The 18,952-nt window shown below is 64.3% G+C and carries 21 protein-coding genes; 11 read left to right on the top strand and 10 right to left on the bottom strand.

All coding sequences use genetic code 11. The features are described from left to right. Positions 1-6: 6 nt before the first annotated feature. From cysW to H163_RS0120270, 4 genes are all read right to left on the bottom strand, one after another. On the bottom strand, positions 7-876 hold the full coding sequence (gene cysW / locus H163_RS0120285) for a sulfate ABC transporter permease subunit CysW (protein WP_019966454.1): 870 nt from the start codon (positions 874-876) through the stop codon (positions 7-9). Beyond that, entirely contained in the window at positions 863-1,720 is an 858-nt protein-coding gene (cysT, locus tag H163_RS0120280; RefSeq protein WP_019966453.1) for a sulfate ABC transporter permease subunit CysT, read from the bottom strand. Before cysT ends, cysW begins: the two co-directional genes overlap by 14 nt. Before the next feature lie 6 nt (positions 1,721-1,726). Further along, on the bottom strand, positions 1,727-2,749 hold the full coding sequence (locus H163_RS0120275; RefSeq protein WP_019966452.1) for a sulfate ABC transporter substrate-binding protein: 1,023 nt from the start codon (positions 2,747-2,749) through the stop codon (positions 1,727-1,729). 98 nt (positions 2,750-2,847) lie between these two features. Continuing rightward, positions 2,848-3,300 carry an RrF2 family transcriptional regulator gene (locus H163_RS0120270; RefSeq protein ID WP_026356118.1) on the bottom strand — a complete coding sequence of 151 codons (453 nt, stop codon included), beginning with the start codon at positions 3,298-3,300 and terminating at the stop codon, positions 2,848-2,850. Between the two features lie 251 nt (positions 3,301-3,551). Here H163_RS0120270 and H163_RS0120265 point away from each other — a divergent pair, with 251 nt between their 5' ends. The 10 genes from H163_RS0120265 to H163_RS0120220 all read left to right on the top strand — a co-directional run bounded on the left by H163_RS0120265 (position 3,552) and on the right by H163_RS0120220 (position 12,147). After that, positions 3,552-4,022 carry an Lrp/AsnC family transcriptional regulator gene (locus H163_RS0120265; RefSeq protein ID WP_019966450.1) on the top strand — a complete coding sequence of 157 codons (471 nt, stop codon included), beginning with the start codon at positions 3,552-3,554 and terminating at the stop codon, positions 4,020-4,022. Positions 4,023-4,148: 126 nt separating this feature from the next. After that, entirely contained in the window at positions 4,149-4,769 is a 621-nt protein-coding gene (locus H163_RS23315) for an RBBP9/YdeN family alpha/beta hydrolase (protein ID WP_160118262.1), read from the top strand. Then, positions 4,766-5,050, top strand: coding sequence for a hypothetical protein (locus H163_RS0120255; RefSeq protein WP_019966448.1), 285 nt, complete (start codon positions 4,766-4,768; stop codon positions 5,048-5,050). The genes H163_RS23315 and H163_RS0120255 overlap by 4 nt, the downstream gene beginning before the upstream one ends. A 167-nt stretch (positions 5,051-5,217) precedes the next feature. Next, positions 5,218-5,676, top strand: a complete 459-nt coding sequence (locus H163_RS0120250; RefSeq protein ID WP_019966447.1) for an RrF2 family transcriptional regulator — start codon at positions 5,218-5,220, stop codon at positions 5,674-5,676. Between the two features lie 49 nt (positions 5,677-5,725). Next, complete coding sequence (locus H163_RS0120245; RefSeq protein ID WP_160118263.1) at positions 5,726-7,108, top strand: FAD/NAD(P)-binding protein; 1,383 nt, start codon at positions 5,726-5,728, stop codon at positions 7,106-7,108. A gap of 104 nt (positions 7,109-7,212) precedes the next feature. Further along, complete coding sequence (locus H163_RS0120240) at positions 7,213-7,776, top strand: NAD(P)H-dependent oxidoreductase (protein ID WP_019966445.1); 564 nt, start codon at positions 7,213-7,215, stop codon at positions 7,774-7,776. Between the two features lie 69 nt (positions 7,777-7,845). Further along, positions 7,846-8,823 carry an aliphatic sulfonate ABC transporter substrate-binding protein gene (locus H163_RS0120235; protein WP_019966444.1) on the top strand — a complete coding sequence of 326 codons (978 nt, stop codon included), beginning with the start codon at positions 7,846-7,848 and terminating at the stop codon, positions 8,821-8,823. Between the two features lie 32 nt (positions 8,824-8,855). After that, on the top strand, positions 8,856-10,031 hold the full coding sequence (ssuD, locus tag H163_RS0120230; RefSeq protein WP_019966443.1) for an FMNH2-dependent alkanesulfonate monooxygenase: 1,176 nt from the start codon (positions 8,856-8,858) through the stop codon (positions 10,029-10,031). Between the two features lie 330 nt (positions 10,032-10,361). Continuing rightward, positions 10,362-11,216, top strand: coding sequence for an ABC transporter permease subunit (locus H163_RS0120225; protein WP_019966442.1), 855 nt, complete (start codon positions 10,362-10,364; stop codon positions 11,214-11,216). Further along, the gene (locus H163_RS0120220) at positions 11,203-12,147 is read left to right on the top strand and encodes an ABC transporter ATP-binding protein (protein ID WP_019966441.1); all 945 of its coding nucleotides are present in this window, start codon (positions 11,203-11,205) and stop codon (positions 12,145-12,147) included. The genes H163_RS0120225 and H163_RS0120220 overlap by 14 nt, the downstream gene beginning before the upstream one ends. Positions 12,148-12,265: 118 nt before the next feature. Here the strand turns inward: H163_RS0120220 and H163_RS0120215 are convergent, their stop codons facing one another. The 6 genes from H163_RS0120215 to H163_RS0120190 all read right to left on the bottom strand — a co-directional run bounded on the left by H163_RS0120215 (position 12,266) and on the right by H163_RS0120190 (position 18,379). After that, a complete protein-coding gene (locus H163_RS0120215; RefSeq protein ID WP_019966440.1) occupies positions 12,266-13,330 on the bottom strand; it encodes an ABC transporter ATP-binding protein in 1,065 nt (354 codons plus the stop codon). Positions 13,331-13,341: 11 nt separating this feature from the next. Further along, a complete protein-coding gene (locus H163_RS0120210; RefSeq protein ID WP_019966439.1) occupies positions 13,342-14,175 on the bottom strand; it encodes a carbohydrate ABC transporter permease in 834 nt (277 codons plus the stop codon). Between the two features lie 3 nt (positions 14,176-14,178). After that, positions 14,179-15,102, bottom strand: a complete 924-nt coding sequence (locus H163_RS0120205) for a carbohydrate ABC transporter permease (protein WP_026356113.1) — start codon at positions 15,100-15,102, stop codon at positions 14,179-14,181. A gap of 86 nt (positions 15,103-15,188) precedes the next feature. Next, the gene (locus tag H163_RS0120200) at positions 15,189-16,448 is read right to left on the bottom strand and encodes an ABC transporter substrate-binding protein (RefSeq protein WP_026356112.1); all 1,260 of its coding nucleotides are present in this window, start codon (positions 16,446-16,448) and stop codon (positions 15,189-15,191) included. A 36-nt stretch (positions 16,449-16,484) separates the two neighbouring features. Continuing rightward, positions 16,485-17,657 carry a PLP-dependent transferase gene (locus H163_RS0120195; RefSeq protein WP_019966436.1) on the bottom strand — a complete coding sequence of 391 codons (1,173 nt, stop codon included), beginning with the start codon at positions 17,655-17,657 and terminating at the stop codon, positions 16,485-16,487. Continuing rightward, positions 17,654-18,379 carry a FadR/GntR family transcriptional regulator gene (locus H163_RS0120190; protein WP_026356111.1) on the bottom strand — a complete coding sequence of 242 codons (726 nt, stop codon included), beginning with the start codon at positions 18,377-18,379 and terminating at the stop codon, positions 17,654-17,656. The genes H163_RS0120195 and H163_RS0120190 overlap by 4 nt, the downstream gene beginning before the upstream one ends. A gap of 333 nt (positions 18,380-18,712) precedes the next feature. Between H163_RS0120190 and H163_RS0120185 the strand changes: the two genes are divergently transcribed. Further along, a partial coding sequence (locus H163_RS0120185) for a transposase (RefSeq protein WP_019966434.1) occupies positions 18,713-18,952 on the top strand: 240 nt, incomplete at its 3' end.

The raw sequence follows: 18,952 nt of genomic DNA, 5'->3' as shown, positions 1-18,952 counted from the left end.
GCTCCATCAATGGCCGCGCGAGGCGGACAATTGTCCGGCGTAGCGCAGCTCGATTGCGGTCTTGAGGATGAGGGTCAGCAGCGCCAGACCGGCCAGCAGCGAGGCGACGGCAAAGGCAGCGGCAAAGTTGTATTCGTTGTAGAGGATCTCGATATGCAGCGGCATGGTGTTGGTCACGCCGCGAATGTGGCCGGAGACCACCGATACGGCGCCGAACTCGCCCATGGCACGGGCATTGCACAGCAGCACGCCATAGAGCAGGCCCCAGCGGATGTTCGGAAGCGTCACACGCCAGAAGGTCTGCCAACCGCTGGCCCCGAGGCTGAGGGCGGCTTCCTCATCGCCCGTGCCCTGCTCCTGCATCAGCGGGATCAGCTCCCGCGCCACGAAGGGAAAGGTGACGAAGACCGTCGCCAGCACGATGCCCGGCACGGCAAAGAGGATCTCGATGCCATAGCCCTTCAGCCAGGGCCCGAGCACGCTGCCGGAGCCGAACAGCAGCACGTAAACCAGCCCCGAGATGACCGGAGACACGGAGAACGGCAGATCGATCAGCGTGATCAGGAATGCCTTGCCCTTGAACTCGAACTTGGCAATGGCCCAGGCCGCCGCCACGCCGAAGACCAGATTGAGCGGCACGGCAATGGCCGCAACCAGCAAAGTCAGGCGGATGGCAGACAGAGCATCCGGATCCTGCATGGCCGCCACCCAGGCGCCCGGCCCGTTGCGGAAGGCTTCGCTGAAGACCGCAAGCACCGGCAGAGCCAGAAACACCGTCAGGAACAGCAGGGACAGAAGCACCAGCAGCAGCTTGGCCAGGGGGCTTTCGCTGATGGGCGAGGAGCGGGTCAGAAAGGCAAGATCAGCCATGGCCATATCTCCGGCGGCTCCAGGCCTGCGTCAGGTTGATCACCAGCAGCATGACGAAGGAGATGATCAGCATCAGCGCGCCAATGGCCGTCGCTGCGCCATAGTTGAATTCCTCAAGCCGGATCACGATCAGCAGCGGCGCGATTTCCGTGACATAGGGAATGTTGCCCGCGATGAAGATCACCGAGCCGTATTCCCCAGCCCCGCGGGCAAAGGCGAGCGCGAAACCGGTGAGGCTGGCAGGCAGCAGAGCGGGCAGAAGCACGCGGAAGATGGTCTTGAACCGCCCTGCCCCAAGGGTTGCCGCCGCTTCCTCCACCTCCCGGTCCAGATCCTCCAGCACCGGCTGCACCGTGCGCACCACGAATGGCAGCCCGATGAAGACCAGAGCGATGACCACGCCCGGGAAAGCATAGGCGATCTTGATGCCATAGGGCGCCAGCAGCGCGCCAATGGGGCCGTTGGGGGCATAGATGGCCGTCAGCGCGATGCCCGCCACAGCCGTCGGCAGGGCAAAGGGCAGATCGACGATCGCGTCGATCACACCGCGCCCCGGAAAGCGGTAGCGCACCAGCACCCAGGCGGTGATCAGGCCGAAGACCAGATTGATCAGGGCCGCGATGAACGCCGCCCCGAAGCTGACCCGCAAGGCCCCGACCGTGCGCCGGTCGGTGGCGATGCGGATGAATTCGTCAAGCCCCAGCCCGGCGGCGCGCCATGCAAGCGCCGCCAGCGGAATGAGGATGATCAGCGTCAGGTAGGTCACCGTGTAGCCGAGCGTGAGCCCGAAACCGGGAAGCACGCCCGGCTGACGGAACCGCCACCGCGCCTGTGGAGTGATGGCTGCCATCTGTTCTTACTGCGCCGGCTTGTAGATCTGGTCGAAGATGCCGCCGTCACCGAAGAACTCGGGCTGCACCTTGGCCCAGCCGCCGAAGTCCTCGATGGTGACGAGTTCGACTTCGGGGAAGCGCTTCAGATCCTCCGGATTGGCCAGTTCAGGGCTCGCCGGACGGTAGTAATGCTTGGCTGCAAGGGCCTGCCCTGCCGGGGAATAGAGATAGTCGAGATAGGCCTTGGCCACCTCTTCCGTGCCCTTTGCCTTGGCATTGCCTTCCACCAGCGCCACCGGGGGCTCGGCCTTGATCGAGATGGACGGAACGATGATCTCGAACTGGTCCGGCCCCAGTTCCTCGAGAGCAAGGAAAGCCTCGTTCTCCCAGGCCAGCAGCACATCGCCAATCCCGCGCTGAACGAAAGTGGTGGTGGAGCCGCGTGCACCGGTGTCAAGCACAGGCACATGGCGAAGAAGCTCGGTTACATACTCGCGCGTCTTGGCTTCATCGCCGCCATAGGTCTTCTGCGCCCAGCCCCAGGCGGCCAGGAAGTTCCAGCGCGCACCACCGGAGGTCTTCGGGTTCGGGGTGATCACCTGGATGCCATCGCGGACCAGATCCGGCCAGTCGTTGATCTCCTTCGGGTTGCCCTTGCGGACAAGGAAGACGATGGTGGAAACGTAAGGGGCGCTGTTGTTCGGCAGCAGGCTGCGCCAGTTTTCGGGAATCTTGCCGGTGGCCGAGGCGATCTCGTTGATGTCGGCCTCAAGCGCCAGCGTCACCACGTCGGCTTCCAGCCCGTCGATGACCGAGCGCGCCTGCTTGCCCGAGCCGCCATGGGACATCTGCACGGTCACGTTGTCTCCCGTCTTCTCCTTCCAGAAGGCGGCGAAGGCGGGATTGAATTCCTTGTAGAGCTCGCGGGTCGGATCGTAGCTGACATTCAGCAGCGTCACGTCTGCGGCAAAGGCCGGGGCTGGCGCCGCAAAGGCGAGCGCGAGGGCAACGGCGGCGGCGGATTTCAGAAACCGGATGCGTGTCATTTGGGGAACCTCCCTGCTATCAACGCATTTAATCTCTATCGATTTTGTCGAGTTTAAAAACAAACCGCCACTGCAATAAAGCCGAAATCGTAGAAAATTTATCCAACAAGGCGGGCTGGATTGGATTCCGGCAGCCCCTGACCCTTCAGGCAGTCGGCAATCGTGGTGTTATCGAGGATGGCGCGGTTGGCTTCGGCAACCTTCGCAAAGACCCGGCGGATCTCGCAGGACGCCTCGTCCCGGCAGGTATCACAACGCCGGTAGGCCGTGCGGCTGAGGCAGGGAAGCGGCGCCAGCGGCCCCTCCACGATGCGCAGGATTTCGCCGAAGGTGATGAGGTCGGGCGACTTGCGCAGCATATAGCCGCCCGCCTTGCCGCGCCGGCTGACGACCACCCCGTTGTGCTTGAGATCCAGCAGGATCTGCTCAAGGAATTTCTTCGGAATCGCCTGGGTTTCGGCAATATCCGCCGTCAGCTGCACCTCGTCCGCCCCGTTGCGGGCGAGCGCGATGACGGCCTTCAATGCATATTGTGCCTTGAGAGATAACACGTGCGTCTCTGTTCCCCGGTCAGGGCTGCAAGGCAACCAGCCGCCGGACCATCCGGCGGGAACCACGAAGGGGCTGCCTGCATTGTAGGGCATCCGGCTGCGGAGGGAAACAGGAACAGTTTTCTCCCGCACAGCCCTTTCGGGGAATTTGCAATGCTCCGCAGCGCAAGCGCGCAGAACGGAGCCAGCTTGACAGAAGCACCTTCCCGGCGAAATATATCTACTAATTCGATATACATATTGGAGAAGGCATGTCTCTGGACCTCATCGACCGCAAGATCATCGCCGCATTGCAGGCGGATGCCACCTTGTCGATTGCCCAGCTCGCCGACCGGGCAGGCCTCTCCCCCACGCCTTGCTGGAAGCGCATCCAGAAGCTGGAGCAGACCGGCATCATCCTTGGGCGCGTCGCGCTCGTCGCGCCGGAGCGGATCGGGCTGGGTCTCACCGTCTTCGTCGAGATCGAAGCAGCGGACCACACGCCGGAATGGCGCGACAGCTTTGCCCGCATCACCGGCGCCATGCCCGAAGTCATGGAGATCCACCGCATGGCGGGGGACGCCGACTATCTGCTCAGGGTCGCCGTGGAAGACATGGCCGCCTTCGACGCCTTCTACAAGCGGCTGACGGAAAGCGTGCCGCTGAAGAACGTCACCTCCCGTTTTGCGATGGAGCGGATCAAGGCCACCACGGCCTATCCGGTCGACGTGTCGCGGAGATGAGTTTGTGCGCCGGACGGGCCGGCGGAGAACATCCATGCTCTTCGGGGCACTGCCTTTGGAATTCAAAAGTACAGCGAACCAGTAGATGATCAGCACAATGTCAACAGCAGCCATATGGAGATGGCAATGACTGTCACCCTGATCATTCCGGGCCTTGGCGGCTCCTGCAGCAATCACTGGCAGACCTGGTGGCTGAAGACGGATCCGTCGGCCATCTGGGTGGGCCAGGACGACTGGAGCGCGGCTGATCCCTATCAGTGGGACGTGACCATCGTGCGGCATCTGCGCGAGCATCCCGGCGCCAATATCGTGGCGCACAGCCTTGGTGCCACGGCCATTGCCCGCGTGGCGGCGCGCTGGCCCTCGGTGGAAATCGGCACCGCCCTGCTGGTCGCCCCTGCTGATGTGGAACGCGGCATCGGCGCCCAGCGCCTCGGCCATTTCGGCCCGCTGCCGCGCGAGCGGTTCGAGTTCAATGCTGCCGTTGTGGCAAGCCGCAACGATCCCTGGATGACCTTCGACCGGGCCGGCCGGCTCGCCGATGACTGGGGCGCACGGCTGATCGATCTCGGGCCTTCGGGCCATATCAATCCGGACGCCGGTTTCGGCCCGTGGCCGGTTGGCAAGACGCTGCTGACCGACCTGTCGCTGATCCCCCGCTATCCCGGCGGCCGCAGCGCAAGCCCGCGCCGCCGCACAGATGACGGACGCACCGTCACAACCCATGAGAGGAGGCACGGAACATGACCGGACGACGCATCACGGCCACCAGCCCGGCCAGCAACACCACGGCGCGCAAGGACATCATGCGCCTCGCCGCCTGGATTGCCTTCGTTGCGGCCTATGCACTTGTCGTCGCCGTGCTCGCCTCTCCACGCGGAGCGATGGCGGGCGGCAGCAGCGGGGTGCAGACAGCCCCAGCCACCGTTCCCGCGCAGACCGCCGCCACCCGGACAGATGGCAACCTGCCGCGCACACTGGCGCTGGCCGGTTTTGCGTCTGGTTCCGCCCATGGCCCCCGGTACTGAACCTCACCGGGCAGTGCTGCACTTCTTCGCGCCGCCGGTTCTCCGGCCGCGCACCCTTCCGCCGTGGCGGAAAGCCTTTGGTTCTGGCCAGAAAGGACAAACCGGTCTATATGGACGATCAACAAAATGGATGAATAGGGTCCATTGTCCTGCGGAGTCCTGTTTCCATGCTGTCCATGAAAGGCAAATACGGGTTGAAGGCCATGTGCCATCTGGCAGGCCTGCCCGAGGGACAGGTTGTCCAGTCGTCGGAAATTGCCGACGCCAATTCGATTTCCAAGAAGTTTCTCGATGCCATTCTGGCGGACCTGCGCCATGCGGGCTTCGTCCATGCCCGCAAGGGGCGCGGCGGCGGCTACTGCCTGACACGCCCGGCGGAAGACATCATGGTGGGGCATGTGCTGCGCGTCCTCGACGGACCGCTCGCCCCGATCCATTGCGCCAGCCGCACCGCCTATCACCGCTGTCACGACTGCCCGGACGAGAACGCCTGTTCTGTCCGGCTGACCATGCTGGATGTCCGCGAGGCAATCGCCTCGGTGCTGGACACCAGATCCATCGCATCCATGCGACAGATGGCCGAGGCCGAGGAGAGCGAGAAGATCGCAGCCCTCCACGTGTCCTGATGCGAGGCACATGCCGCGCCCCGGCCGCCAGAAACCGGGAGAACGCAGCATGACGCATCACATCGCCATCATCGGGGCTGGTGCCAGTGGAACGCTGCTGGCAGCCAATCTGGACAGACTGACCGCGGGCCGCATCCGCATCTCGCTGATCGAACAGGCCGACCGCATTGCCCGCGGCATCGCTTATGCGCCCGTTGACCGGGGCCATCTTCTCAACACCCGCGTGCGCAACATGAGCGCCTATGCCGATGCGCCGGATCATTTCGGCGAATGGCTGGCCACCCGGCCCGGGGACGCAACGCCGGCCTGCTTCGTCACCCGCGCCATCTACGGCGACTATCTGGAAGCGCAGCTGCGCCCCGGACTGGAGCGGGGCAGCATCCGCCTGCATGCTGCCTCCTGCACCGCCATCGAGACCCTGCCCCGCAGCGTTGCCCTGACCCTCGACGATGGCTCCACCGTCATGGCCCATGCCGCCGTCCTGGCCACCGGCCACCCTTCAGGCGCCCCTGCGGGCTCTGCCCTGTCCAACCCCTGGCATGCTCTGCCGGATATTGCCCCCGATGCCCCGGTGATCTTCATCGGCAGCGGGCTGACCATGGTGGACTGGGCGCTTTCCCTGCTCGACCGGGGCCACACGGGGCCCATGACCGCCCTGTCCCGCCATGGCCTTCTGCCGCAGGCCCACAGCAGCGCCCATCCGCTGCGGCTGTCGGCAGCCGATATTCCGCTTGGCACAAGCACGCAGTTTCTCACCCGCTGGCTGCGCAAGCTTGCCGCTGAGCATCAGGCGCGGGGCGGCGACTGGCGCGAGGTGCTGGACGGCATCCGCCCGCATATCCGCACGCTCTGGCATCACCTGACGGCGGAAAACCGCAAGATCTTCCTGCGCCATCTGGCGTCCTTCTGGGAAGTGCACCGCCACCGCATGCCACCCCAGTCAGCAGAACGGATCGCGCAGGCTCTGGCAAGCGGCCAACTGAAGGTGGTCAAGGGCCGTTATCTCTCGGCCCAAAGAACCGCAGACGGCACGGTCGAGGTCTCCTATCAGCCGCGCAGCGGCGTGGTGCGGGAGCCGCAAATCCTGACGGCCGCCGCAGCCCTCGACTGCCGGGGCATCCGCCGCTCGCCGGAAACACCTTCCACGCCGCTGTTGCAGGACATCCTGGAGAATGGGACAGGCCGCATCGATCCGCTTGGCCTCGGCCTTGATTTCGACAGCGAGTCCCGCCTGCTCACCGCCAGCGGCCAGCCGCATCCCCGCCTGTTCGGCATCGGTCCAGTGACACGCGCCGCCTTCTGGGAGATCACGGCGATTCCGGAGATCCGCGAACAGGCGGCCCTTCTTGCCCGGCGCCTCAGCCAGCCGCCGGCAAGCGGCCAGATGGCCGCAGCCCCGGCAAGGGGAAAGCTTCTGCTGCCGCCGGTGTGAGGGAGAACGCAGTTCTTCTCTTTGCGGCTCTGACTATGGAATGGACCGGAGGCATGAAAGTTACTTAGTCTATCTACATTATAGACTAATAACGGACATGCCTCATGACACAGCCGTCCATCGTCAGCCTCTCCGGCAGTTCGGGATCCGGGTCCAAGACCCGGGTCCTCGCCGCCACCGCCGCCCGCCTTGCCGCCGAACGTTTCGGCCGCACCACCCGGGTATATGACATCTCGGACTTTCAGCCCTTCCTCGGCAACGCCCAGCGTGCCGAGGATCTTGGCCCCGATGCCCAGACGGCTCTTGCCAGCCTGAAGGCGGCAGAGGCGGTGATCATCGCCGTACCGGTCTACAAGGGCAGCTATCCGGGCCTCTTCAAGCACCTCATCGACCTGTTGCCGGTGGACTTCTTCGCCGGAAAGCCGGTGCTGCTGACCGCCACCGGCGGCGGTGACAGGCATGCGCTGGTCATCGAGCATCAGCTGCGCCCGCTGTTCTCCTTCTTCAGCGCGCAGACGCTGGGAACCGGCGTCTATGCCAGCGAGCGGGACTATCTCGACGGGCGCCTTGTCAACGAGGCAGTGCTTGCCCGCCTTGGCCAGGCCGCCGGGGAGCTTGCCCCCTTCCTTGGCCGCCCGCAGATCAACTCCGCCGCCGTGGGCCACTAGGCTCAGCCCCAACCGCCCGCCCGCCGGAGCGGTTCTCCGGTCTTTCCCAGATGAAATGGAGCGAAATCCATGACCTTGACACTCGACCGCCGCAACGCCCTGCTTCTCGGCTTCGGCGCCTCGGCCCTCGGCCTCTTCGGCCCCTCGTTCAACGCCCGCGCACAGACCGCCAAGGAAGTGCGCATCGGCTGGCAGAAGGGCGGCGTCGTGGCGCTGCTCAAGGGGCGCGGCCTGCTGGAGGAGCGCCTTGCTCTGCGCGGCATAACCGTCTCCTGGGCGGAGTTCACCTCCGGCCCGCCGCTGCTGGAAGCACTGAGCGCGGGTGCCCTGGACTTCGGCACCACAGGCGATGTGCCGCCGCTGTTTGCCCATGCTGCCCGCGGCAATCTGGTCTTCGCCGGTGCCTATACCGGCTCGGACACCGGCTCGGCCATTCTGGTGCGCAAGAATTCCGGCATCACCTCGCTCGAAGATCTGAAGGGGCGCAAGCTCGCCTTCAAGCGCGGCTCCAGCGCCCATAACGTCGCCCTGCAGCTGCTGCGCACCGCAGGCCTTTCGCTGGATGACGTGGAGCAGGTGGACCTTTCCCCGCCGGACGCTGCCCCCGCCTTTGCCAATGGCTCCATCGACGCCTGGTCGATCTGGGACCCCTACACCGCCAGCGCCGAAAAATCGCCGGAGACACAAGTGCTGGCCACCGCCGACGGCGTTATCCCGGCCTATGGCTTCCTCTCCGCCAACGGCAAGTTCGCCGAACAGAACGGCGAGCTCCTGGCTGAGTTGATCCTCGCCCTGCGCGAGGTTGGCGAGGCGGCGCAGAACGACCTGCCCGGCACCGTCAAGGCCTTTGCCGCCGCCACCGGCCTGCCGGAAGACGTGCTGACCACCGTCGCCACCCGCAAGGGCCAGAATTACGGCGCCATCGGCTTCGTCGAGGAAAAGCACATCGTCTACGAGCAGGCGCTTGCCGACGACTTCCACGCCCTCGGCATCATTCCGCGCAAGCTCGACATCCGTTCAGCCGTCTGGACACCGAAATCCGCCTGATCCGCCGCCGTATCACTCAAGGAGCCTGATCCATGTCACAGGACAAACTCGACTTCCTCTGGTTCATTCCCACCTCCGGCGACGGCCCCTATCTCGGCTCGTCCGAAGGCCACCGCCCGCCGGAGCCGCAGTATCTGCGGCAGGTAGCACAGGCAGCCGATACGCTGGGCTATGACGGTGTGCTGCTGCCCACCGGCATCTTCTGCGAGGAAAGCTTCATCACGGCTGCCGATCTCGCCGCCCATACGGAAAAGCTGCGCTTCCTCGTCGCCATCCGCCCCGGCACCGCGTCGCCGGCCTATTATGCGCGCCTGTCCACGGCGCTCGACCGGGTGTCGAACGGACGCCTGCTGCTGAACATCGTGGTTGGCGGCAACCCGGCGGAACTGGCCGGTGACGGCATCTTCCAGGCCCATGACGAGCGCTATGACTTTGCCGAAGAGTTCTTCACCGTCTGGGAGGATCTTCTGGCCAAGGGTGAAGCGCATCTGGATGGCAAGCATGTGCGCGCCCTCAATGCCCGCCTGCCCTTCCGCCCGGTGCAGAGCCCGCGCCCGCCGCTCTATTTCGGTGGCTCGTCAGATGCTGCCATCGAGTTCGCGTCCGGCCGGGTGGACAAGTACCTGACCTGGGGCGAGCCGCCCGCGCAAGTGGCCGAAAAGCTGGACCGGGTGCGGGAAGCCGCCGCCCGCAAGGGCCGCGAAGTCTCCTTCGGCATCCGCCTGCATTTCATCGTCCGGGAAACCGGCGAGGAAGCCTGGGCAGCCGCAGACCGGCTGATTTCGAAGCTGACGGACGAGGACATTGCCAAGGCGCAGGCCTGGCTGAACAGCCAGTCGGACAGCGTCGGCCAGCAGCGCATGACCGCCCTGCATGGCGGGCGGCGGGACCGGCTGGAAGTCTCGCCCAACCTGTGGGCTGGTGTCGGCCTTGTGCGCGGCGGTGCGGGCACTGCCCTTGTCGGCTCCCCGGAAACGGTGGCGGAGCGCATCCGCGAGTATCAGGCGCTTGGCATCGATACGATCGTCGGCTCCGGCTATCCGCATCTGGAAGAGGCCTACCGGGTGGCCGAGCTGCTCTTCCCCGTCCTCAAGGGCACGGCCAAGCCGCAGCAGCACGCCTCGCGCTTTGAAAACATCAGTCCGCAGCGCGGCGGCACGGAGACGGCCCGGCCGGAATTCCGCCCGAAGGTGGCCAGCGCAAGCTGACACTGAGGCCCATTGGCCGCACCGGTTCATCTGAGCCGGATCCGGGGCGCGGCGGGACGGTTCTCCTCCCGCCCCACCGCCGCGCCCCGCTCCTTCCTCAACGGGGAGGGTTTGCAACGGACTGCCAGGCAGGTGCCAACTCCTCTCCCCCCTTGAGGGGGAGAGGCCCCCGGCAGGGGGGAGAGGGGCGCTGCGGCAAAAGGAGGGCGCGATCCTCCTCCGCGCAGTTCGCGCCCCTGACCAACGGGCAGAGAGAGGCCAGGACCACACGCCCGAAGCCCCTCAGACGTGAGTGAAGCAACCGCCGGACAGAGAAAAGGACATCGTCTCATGAGCACCAGTGATCTCATCTACGCCGGGGATCTGCCCTCCCGCCCGCAGCTGCGGCCCGGCGCATTGTGGCAAAGCCTCAAGTCCCTGAAACGCCCGCTGGCCGCCCTTGTGCCCTATATCTTCCCGGTGGGTGTGCTGCTGCTGTGGGAGGCAGCTGCCGCCGCCGGTCTGCTGCCGGACATCTTGATGCCGCGCCCCAGCGCCGTGGCCGTCTCGGCCTGGGAAACCCTCATCAGCGGTGAGCTTTTCACTCATCTCGGCGTCTCGGCCCTGCGCGCCCTGTCCGGCCTTGCCATCGGCGGCAGCATCGGCTTCCTGCTCGGCCTGGCCAACGGGGTGAGCCCGCTGTTCCGCGAAGCGACGGACACCACCTTGCAGATGATCCGCAACATCCCCAATCTCGCCCTGCTGCCGCTGGTCATCATCTGGTTCGGCATTGGCGAAGGGGCGAAGCTGTTCCTCGTTTCCATCGGTGTGTTCTTCCCGATCTATCTCAACACGCTGCACGGCATCCGCAACGTCGACCCGCAGCTTATCGAGATGGGCAGTGCCTATGGCATGAAGCGCACGGAGCTGTTCCGCAAGATCCTGCTGCCCGGCGCACTGCCATCCGTCTTTGTCGGCCTGCGCTATGCACTCGGCATCATGTGGCTGACGCTGATCGTCGCCGAAACGCTCTCCGCTTCATCCGGCCTTGGCTACATGGCGATGAAGGCCCGCGAATTCATGATCCTCGAAACCGTGGTTCTGTCGATCATCCTCTATGCCCTGCTCGGCAAGCTTGCCGATGTCATCACCCGTGCGCTGGAACGCCGCGCCCTGGCCTGGAGCCCCGCCTATGCCGCATCCTGATGGACACTTCCCGGCCTTCCTCGACGGCCACCCGGCAGCCGCACTCGCCGCTGCTGCCCTTCCCGAAGGCTACCTGCACCTATCCGGCCACAGGGCGCAGGATGAAGACCGCGCGCCCGAAAACCACAAGACAGGGAACCGCACAGAGGGACAGAACGAAAACCACCCCGCAGGCGGTGCTGCCATCCGCGTGCGCGGTGTCTCGAAAGACTTCGGCGGGCTGACAGTGCTCGACAGGCTGGATCTCGACGTTGCCCCCGGCGAATTCCTCGCCATCGTCGGCAAGAGCGGTTGCGGCAAGAGCACCCTGCTGCGGCTTCTGACCGGCCTCGACACCGCCACCAGCGGCAGCCTCGCCATTGACGGCAAGGCCCCGCAGAAAGGCTCGGACGACATCCGCCTCATGTTCCAGGAGCCGCGGCTCCTGCCATGGGAGAAGGTGGCCGGAAACGTTGCCATCGGCCTCAGACATGGCAGTGATACTGGAAACGCCGGTCTGTCAGCAGCAACGCACACCGCCGCCCTGCCCCAGCCCGTGGCCGAAGCGCTGGAGGCGGTGCAGCTTTCGGACAAGGCCCATGTCTGGCCCTCCACCCTGTCCGGCGGCCAGAAGCAGCGCGCCGCCCTTGCCCGCGCCCTCGTCAGCCACCCGCGCCTGCTCGCCTTCGACGAGCCGCTGGGCGCCCTCGATGCGCTGACACGGCTGGTGATGCAGGAGCTTATCCTCAAGGTGAAACAGCAGACCGGCTTCACCGCCATCCTCGTCACCCATGACGTGGCCGAAGCCGTGGCCCTCGCCGACCGGGTGATCGTGCTCGACGAAGGCCGCATCAAGGCCGAATTCCCCGTCCCCCTCCCCCACCCGCGCCCCAGGGCAAGCACCGAAGCCGCCCGCATCGAGGCACAGATACTGGCGGCGATTTTTGGGTGATGGCGTAAAGGAGGACGAAGCCCTTTCCTTCAGCCCGCCCGGACACCAACCTCTCTGCAGCGCAGCCCGTGGCGGCGCTGGCGGCAGACGGCGACAGCCTGATGACGCCCTGGCGCCTTCAGACGCGGTTGCCGTCTTCGTCGAACAGGTGCAGATGTTCGGCCGGAAAGCTGACCCGCAGGCCTGCTGCAGGTGTGAGGACGGAGCGGTCCAGGGTGAAGGCCTTGAACGCCTGGCCATGCAAGGCCAGATGCAGGATGATGCCGAAGCCCGTGGGTTCCACCAGATCGACACCGGCCTCCCAGCGCCCCTCGTCAGAGAGGCTGACATGCTCGGGCCGGATGCCAAGCGTCGCCGGGGCGCCATCCGCCAGACCGCCGCGCGGGGACAGGGGAATGGCTGTTCCATCGGCAAGGCGGAACTCCGCACTGCCACTGCCGGTATGGTACCGGCCTTCAAGAAAATTCATGCCCGGCGACCCGATGAAGCCGGCGACGAAGAGGTTGGCCGGCCGGTCATAAAGATCGAGCGGTGTCCCGACCTGCTGCACAACGCCGCCATGCATGGCAACGATCCGGTCGGCCAGGGTCATGGCCTCGATCTGGTCGTGGGTGACATAGATCGAGGTTGCGCCCAGGTCCGCGTGCATTTTCTTGATTTCCGCGCGCATCTGTTCGCGCAGGCGGGCATCCAGATTGGACAAGGGTTCATCGAACAGAAAGGCTTTCGGCTTGCGGACAATGGCCCGGCCCATGGCAACCCGCTGGCGCTGGCCACCGGAAAGGGCCTTCGGCCGCCGTTCCATCAGAGGCTCGAGGCCAAGTTTTCCGGCAGCCTCCCCGATCATTTCAGCGATCAGTTCCTTCGGCGTTTTGCGCAGGCGTAGGCTGTAGCTCATGTTTCCGGCGACGGTCATATGCGGGTAAAGCGCATAGGACTGGAACACCATGGCGATGTCCCGGTCCTTCGGCGGCAGATCATTGACCCGCTTTCCGGCGATATGAATACCGCCCGAACTGACGTCCTCCAGCCCGGCAATCATGCGCAGAAGCGTGGACTTGCCGCAGCCGGACGGACCGACGAGAACGATGAATTCACCGTCCTGGATGTCGAGATCGACACCGTGCAGAACCTCGACCACGCCGTAGTTTTTCCGGACGTCCTGAATTTCGATTGAGGCCATGAGAAAACCTTTCAGCCTTTGACCGCGCCGGCCGTCAGACCCTGCACGAGATAGCGCTGGATCATCAGGAAGAAGAGGCAGGCCGGGATCAGCGCAAGCACGCCGGCAGCCATCATCTGTCCGAAATCAACGGAGAATTTGGAAACGAAGGTCAGCAGTCCGACCGGGAATGTCGCTGCGTCCGTGCCGGAGATCAGCATCAGGGCGAACAGGAGTTCACTCCAGGCCGCAGTGAAGACGAAGCCAAGGGTCGCCGCGATCCCCGGCAGGGTGAGCGGCAGAATGATCTGGCGGAACGCCTTGAACTGGGTCGCGCCGTCGATCATCGCCGCCTCCTCCAGATCCTTCGGAATACCATCGAAGAACGACTGCATCAGGAAGGTCGCGAAGGGCACGTTGAAGGCGGAGTAAACGATCACCAGCCCGGTCAGGCTGTTGGTCAGGCCGAGCGGCGAGAGGATCTTGAAGATCGGGGCGACCAGCATCACCAGCGGAAACATCTGGGTGATCAGCATCAGGGCGATGAGCCAGTATTTCGCCCGGAACGAGAACCGCGACAGGGCATAGCCGGACAGCGAGGCGATCAGCGTTACCACCAGCGCAGTCGAACCGGCGACAATCACCGAGTTGCGGAAGAAGGTCGGGAAAGCGCTGTGCCGGAGCACGAAGTCGAAATGCTCGTAGGTCGTCCTCGACGGCCACATCCGCACCCCTTCGCTGTAGAGCAGATCATTGGGTGTAACGGCGACCTTGAGCAGCCAGTACAGCGGAAACAGGGCAAAGACCACATAGCAGAGAATGGCCAGGCGATGGGCCGCGACGAGAGAGAATTTGCGGACATGCATGTTTCAATCCTCCTTCAGAAGCGTCTGGCGGAGGAAGACGATCAGCATCGAATAGACCAGCAACAGGATCAGCAGCACCAGCGCGATGGCCGAGGCATAACCAAAATCGAGACGCTTGAAAGCCTGGGTGAAAATATAGCTGGCGACGATCTGGGTCCGGTCCGCCGGCCCGCCATTGGTCATCACCACGATCAGATCAGCAAAATTGGCGATCCATACAGTGCGCAGCAGCACGGTAATGGCGATGGTCGGGGCGAGGAAAGGCAGCGTAATGGAGAGGAACCGCTTGATGGGTCCGGCGCCGTCGATGGCCGCAGCCTCATAGAGATCACGCGGAATGGACTGAAGCGCGGCAAGCAGGGTGATGGCAAAGAACGGAATGCCCCACCAGACATTGGCGGTGATCGGCCCCCACATGGCCAGGTGCGGATCGGACAGGATATTGTTCGCCTCACTGCGCAGGCCGAGGGCGAAAAGCCAGTGCGGCAAGGGGCCGATGACCGGATTGAACAGCCAGGCCCAGTTCAGGCCGGCCAGGAACGTCGGCACCGCCCAGGGCAGAAAGACGAGCGCCTGCACGAGACCGCGCCCGCGGAACGGCTTGTTGAGCAGCAATGCCAGGATCAGCCCGAGGCCGAACTGCAGAAAGACGGAAGCACCGGTCCACCACAGCGTGTTCGAAAGCGCCCGGTAGAAGGCCCTGTCGCGGGCGAGAGTCTGGAAATGCTCCAGCCCGACGAAGCCGCCGGAAAAGGGGTTGAGCAGCTGAATATCACGGAAGGCATAGGAGATGCCGAGAACCAGCGGCACCAGCATGACCGCAGCGATCAGGAACAGCGCCGGGGCGCTGTACAGATAGGGTTCGGCATCAAGGGCAATGCGCCGCAGCAAGGGCGGCCTGCCCCGGGACTGAACAAGGCGTGTCATCGTTCTGCGCTTCTCTCGCGTCGGGATGGCGTGAGGCCCTGGCGGCGCAGAACGCCGCCAGGGTAAGGCTGCACGGGAAAGGGCAGTTATTTCTTGGCGAGAAACTTCTGCTGCGCCTTGGTCATGTAGTCCGCCCACTTGGCGGCCAGCTCTTCCGGCGTGATGTCGCCGAGCAGGGCTTCCTGCGATGTCTGGATCGCCAGGGAATCCTTGAAATAGGCGAATTCTTCCAGATAGGTCGGCATGGTGGTCGGGATCGCGTCCGGATCCTCCAGAACCTTGAACCAGCCCTTGAACTGCTCGCTGGCATAGAACGGATCATCGGACGCAGATTTCAGGGCAGGCAGCGCCCCGGTGCGCTTGTTCCAGGTCAGATTGCCTTCCGGTCCTTCAAGCGTCGCGATCAGCTTCCAGGCGAGATCCTTGTTCTGGCTCTTGGCCATCATCGACCAGCCGGCATAGCCGATGGTCGGGAAGGTCTTGCCCGACGGTCCCTTCGGCATGGTCGTGACGCCGAAATCCTCCGGCTTCATCCGCTCGGCAATGGCAATCAGCGCATCGGGGTCCTGGTCCAGGAACGCGCAGGTGCCGCTGTAGAAGCCGGCGACGATCTCGTTGAAGCCCCAGTTGATGGAATCCTTCGGCGCATAGCCATTCTTGTAGAGGTCGATCAGCCAGCTGATGCCCTTCTGCCAGCCCTCGCTGTCGAATGTCGACGTGCCGTCTTCATTGAAGAAGGTATTGGACCCGGCCATTGTCGCGCCGAACATCACCCAGCCGTTCAGGCCACCCGGACCGCCGCGCAGGCAGTAGCCGTATTTGCCCGGCAGGGCGGAGACCTTGCGGGCGGCTTCGGCAAACTCGTCCATGGTCACGGGTGGTTCGGAAACGCCGGCTTCGGCCAGCAGCTTCTTGTTGTAGAACATGGCCCGCAGATAGAAGCCATAGGGCAGCATATAGGCCGTGTTGTCGATGTCGCGGCCAAGCTCCAGAGCCCGGTCGGACAGATCTGCGGTGACTTCCCAGTCGCTCAGATAAGGCTCCAGGCTCTCCAGCATGCCGTTGTTGGCATAGAGCGAGAGCCAGGTGTCCGGCATTTCCATCACATCGGGAATCTCGCCGGCGGAGACCATTGTGGCGAACTTCTGGAACGCCTCGCCCCACGGCAGGGAGATGATCTCGACCTTTGTTCCCGGGTTTGCCTGCTCGAATTGCGCGACGATGGATTTCAAGGTCTCCGTCCGGGCCGGGCTGGTAATGACTTCAACCAGCTTCAGCGTCGTATCGGCCAGTGCCGTACCGGACATCATCGAGGCCAGCAGGCCCGCTGTCAGCATTCTTTTCATCATTGTACTTCCCCTCTTTTTGAAGACATTGATTTTTTATTGGTTTTGGGAGGCAGCGAACGCAGCCTCCAGATCGCGCCACAGGGCCGTGGTTCCCTCCAGGCCCACATGGATGCGCACGGATCGGGGGTCGATGCCGAAGGCCTGTGCCGAATTGGGCTGCGCCTTCTGCTGCAGGACGACCTCGCCGGGGACGATCAGGCTTTCGTGGCCGCCCCAGCTGACCCCGAGCTGAAACAGCTTCAGGTGATTGCAGAAACCGGCGATGACCGTGCCCTCGCGCAAAGTGAAGGAGAACAGTCCGGAGGTTCCCTCAAGGCCCGGCGGCAGCCGGTTCGCAAGCGCGGGATGGAACACCTCGCCGACCCTTTCGTGGGCTTGCAGACGCCGCGCGATTTCCAGCGCCGAAGCCTCATGCGCCTTCATGCGGACCGGAAGCGTGCGCAGGCCTCGGATGAGCAGCCAGGCATCGAAGGGCGACAGCTTGCCGCCGAGATAAGGCAGAGCCTCGCTGCGGATGCGGCCGATCAGCTCTGCCGAGCCTGCAACAACCCCGGCCACAACGTCGCTGTGCCCGCCCAGATATTTGGAGGCCGAATGCAGCACCAGATCGGTGCCCAGCGCCAGGGGGCGCTGAAAGACCGGTGTCGCCCAGCTGTTGTCGATGATCGAGATGACGCCTTCCTTGCGCGCCAGTGCCGCCAGCGCCCCGACATCATGGGCATCCATGACCCAGCTCACCGGGCTTTCGAGATAAAGGATCCTGGCACCGGGAAGAGCCCTGGCGACCGCATCCTCATCGTGGCCGTCCACATAGGTCACCTCGACACGCATGCGCTTCAGGATCGTGCCGAACAGGCGGAAGGCATCGGGATAGACATGCCGCACGGCGACGATCCGGTCTCCCGGCTCAACGAAAGTCAGGATGGAAGAGGCAATGGCGGCCATGCCGCTCGCAAACCCGAGTGCATCCTCGCCGCCCTCAAGCTTTGCCAGCATTTCCTCGAAGTGGCGGACGGTGGGGTTGAGGCCGCGCGAATAAACCGGGCGGACTTTCTCGCCGCGGTAGGTCTCCAGCATTTCCTCATAGCTTGCGAATGTAAAAAGCGACGTCTGCACGATGGGCGGCACCACGGCACCATAAGCGTGGGCCTCATCGTGAGCCGCGATCAGGGAAAAGGGATCCAACGGGCTGGAACCGTCATTCATTTGGACATTTCCTTAATATCTTCCTCGACCACATCGAGAATTTTCAAGGTTTCGCGCCGCGCCGCTTCCGTGTCCTGTGCGGCAATGGCGTTGAACAGGGTGCGGTGATAGGGAAAGGAGCGGCGGGCAAAATCCGCCCGGTTGAAAGGCCGGTCCCAGAAGCGCTCGAAAGCCTCGCGCATCTGCTCCAGAAGCTGCCGGAACAGCGGATTGTGCGTGGCATCGTAGATGGACAGGTGAAAGGCCAGGTCCTCCGGACCGGAGGTGCCCTGCTCCAGATGCACCCGTTCCATCTCCATGAGCTTCAGCTCGATGGTGGCAAGGTCTTCGCTGGTCCGCTGCCGCGCCGCGACAATGCTGGCTTCCGCTTCGAGGCCGCGCCGGACCTCCAGCGTCTTCAGCAGCACATCGCGCAGGTTCGCCGTGTCCAGCGACAGCGGCATATGGATCGTGGCGGAAGTCACCGGCTTGATCAGATAGGTGCCGCTGCCCTTGCGGGTTTCCAGCACGCCGAGCGCCTGAAAGTGCCGGATCACCTCGCGGATGGTCGAGCGGCCGACCGCCAGCGCATCCATCAGCTCCCGCTCGGCCGGCAGCCGGTCACCGGCCTTCAGTCCGGCCTGCGAGACATAAGCTGCCAGCGCTTCCGTCACCTGGCGCACCCGGTCCATGGGCGCCAGCGGCGCGATCACCGGTCTGCTGCTCTCCCCGCTACCCCTCATGCCGCCCCCGTTCCATAGATCCGAATTGGTCTGACATCTTACCAAAACGGCTGCATGAAAGTTTGTCAAGGGGCGTTCAGGCCAAGGCTCCGGACGGCCGGCGCCTCCAGCCCCCAAAGGCCCAAGCGCCACAACGCCTTAACCGGCATCCGCGGTTTCAGGTCCCTTTGCAGCAGATATGCCGACGCCCGCGGCCAATGGCCGGCCGGGAGGGCATACGGATCGGGGCGGAGATACCGGGGGCGTTTTTCGGGTGAAGGTGGCTGATGCAGCCTGGTCAGGGTGAACCGTCCTGGCTTTCCAGGAGGCTCCTATTTGTGAGAAGGAGCTGAGATGAGCGCTACAAGGAACAAGTTTTCGGGTGAGTTTCGCGACCGTGCCGTGCGGATGGTGGCGGAGCATCGTGGGGATTACCCGTCGGAGTGGGCGGCGCTGACCTCGATTGCTGGCAAGATCGGCTGCACGAGCGAGACGCTGCGCCGCTGGTGCCGGGAGGAGGCTGGCCGACGAGCGGGGCCAGAGGCGCAGGCCGTCAACGACCGGGACCGGGTCAAGGCATTGGAGCGCGAAGTG

It is taken from the genome of Pannonibacter phragmitetus DSM 14782, from assembly GCF_000382365.1.
In the GTDB taxonomy this organism is placed as follows: Bacteria; Pseudomonadota; Alphaproteobacteria; order Rhizobiales; family Stappiaceae; genus Pannonibacter; species Pannonibacter phragmitetus.
This window is presented reverse-complemented; position numbering and strand designations above follow the sequence as displayed.

Excerpts from the sequence above, each read along its gene's own strand:
- H163_RS0120220 (WP_019966441.1), top strand. The coding sequence starts at position 11,203 with ATGCCGCATCCTGATGGACACTTCCCGGCCTTCCTCGACGGCCACCCG.
- H163_RS0120255 (WP_019966448.1), top strand. The coding sequence starts at position 4,766 with ATGACCGGACGACGCATCACGGCCACCAGCCCGGCCAGCAACACCACG.
- H163_RS23315 (WP_160118262.1), top strand. The coding sequence starts at position 4,149 with ATGACTGTCACCCTGATCATTCCGGGCCTTGGCGGCTCCTGCAGCAAT.
- H163_RS0120235 (WP_019966444.1), top strand. The coding sequence starts at position 7,846 with ATGACCTTGACACTCGACCGCCGCAACGCCCTGCTTCTCGGCTTCGGC.
- H163_RS0120240 (WP_019966445.1), top strand. The coding sequence starts at position 7,213 with ATGACACAGCCGTCCATCGTCAGCCTCTCCGGCAGTTCGGGATCCGGG.
- H163_RS0120190 (WP_026356111.1), bottom strand. The coding sequence starts at position 18,379 with ATGAGGGGTAGCGGGGAGAGCAGCAGACCGGTGATCGCGCCGCTGGCG.
- H163_RS0120265 (WP_019966450.1), top strand. The coding sequence starts at position 3,552 with ATGTCTCTGGACCTCATCGACCGCAAGATCATCGCCGCATTGCAGGCG.
- H163_RS0120275 (WP_019966452.1), bottom strand. The coding sequence starts at position 2,749 with ATGACACGCATCCGGTTTCTGAAATCCGCCGCCGCCGTTGCCCTCGCG.
- H163_RS0120195 (WP_019966436.1), bottom strand. The coding sequence starts at position 17,657 with ATGAATGACGGTTCCAGCCCGTTGGATCCCTTTTCCCTGATCGCGGCT.
- H163_RS0120200 (WP_026356112.1), bottom strand. The coding sequence starts at position 16,448 with ATGAAAAGAATGCTGACAGCGGGCCTGCTGGCCTCGATGATGTCCGGT.
- H163_RS0120245 (WP_160118263.1), top strand. The coding sequence starts at position 5,726 with ATGACGCATCACATCGCCATCATCGGGGCTGGTGCCAGTGGAACGCTG.
- H163_RS0120210 (WP_019966439.1), bottom strand. The coding sequence starts at position 14,175 with ATGCATGTCCGCAAATTCTCTCTCGTCGCGGCCCATCGCCTGGCCATT.
- H163_RS0120215 (WP_019966440.1), bottom strand. The coding sequence starts at position 13,330 with ATGGCCTCAATCGAAATTCAGGACGTCCGGAAAAACTACGGCGTGGTC.
- cysW (WP_019966454.1), bottom strand. The coding sequence starts at position 876 with ATGGCCATGGCTGATCTTGCCTTTCTGACCCGCTCCTCGCCCATCAGC.
- ssuD (WP_019966443.1), top strand. The coding sequence starts at position 8,856 with ATGTCACAGGACAAACTCGACTTCCTCTGGTTCATTCCCACCTCCGGC.
- H163_RS0120205 (WP_026356113.1), bottom strand. The coding sequence starts at position 15,102 with ATGACACGCCTTGTTCAGTCCCGGGGCAGGCCGCCCTTGCTGCGGCGC.
- H163_RS0120250 (WP_019966447.1), top strand. The coding sequence starts at position 5,218 with ATGCTGTCCATGAAAGGCAAATACGGGTTGAAGGCCATGTGCCATCTG.
- H163_RS0120225 (WP_019966442.1), top strand. The coding sequence starts at position 10,362 with ATGAGCACCAGTGATCTCATCTACGCCGGGGATCTGCCCTCCCGCCCG.
- cysT (WP_019966453.1), bottom strand. The coding sequence starts at position 1,720 with ATGGCAGCCATCACTCCACAGGCGCGGTGGCGGTTCCGTCAGCCGGGC.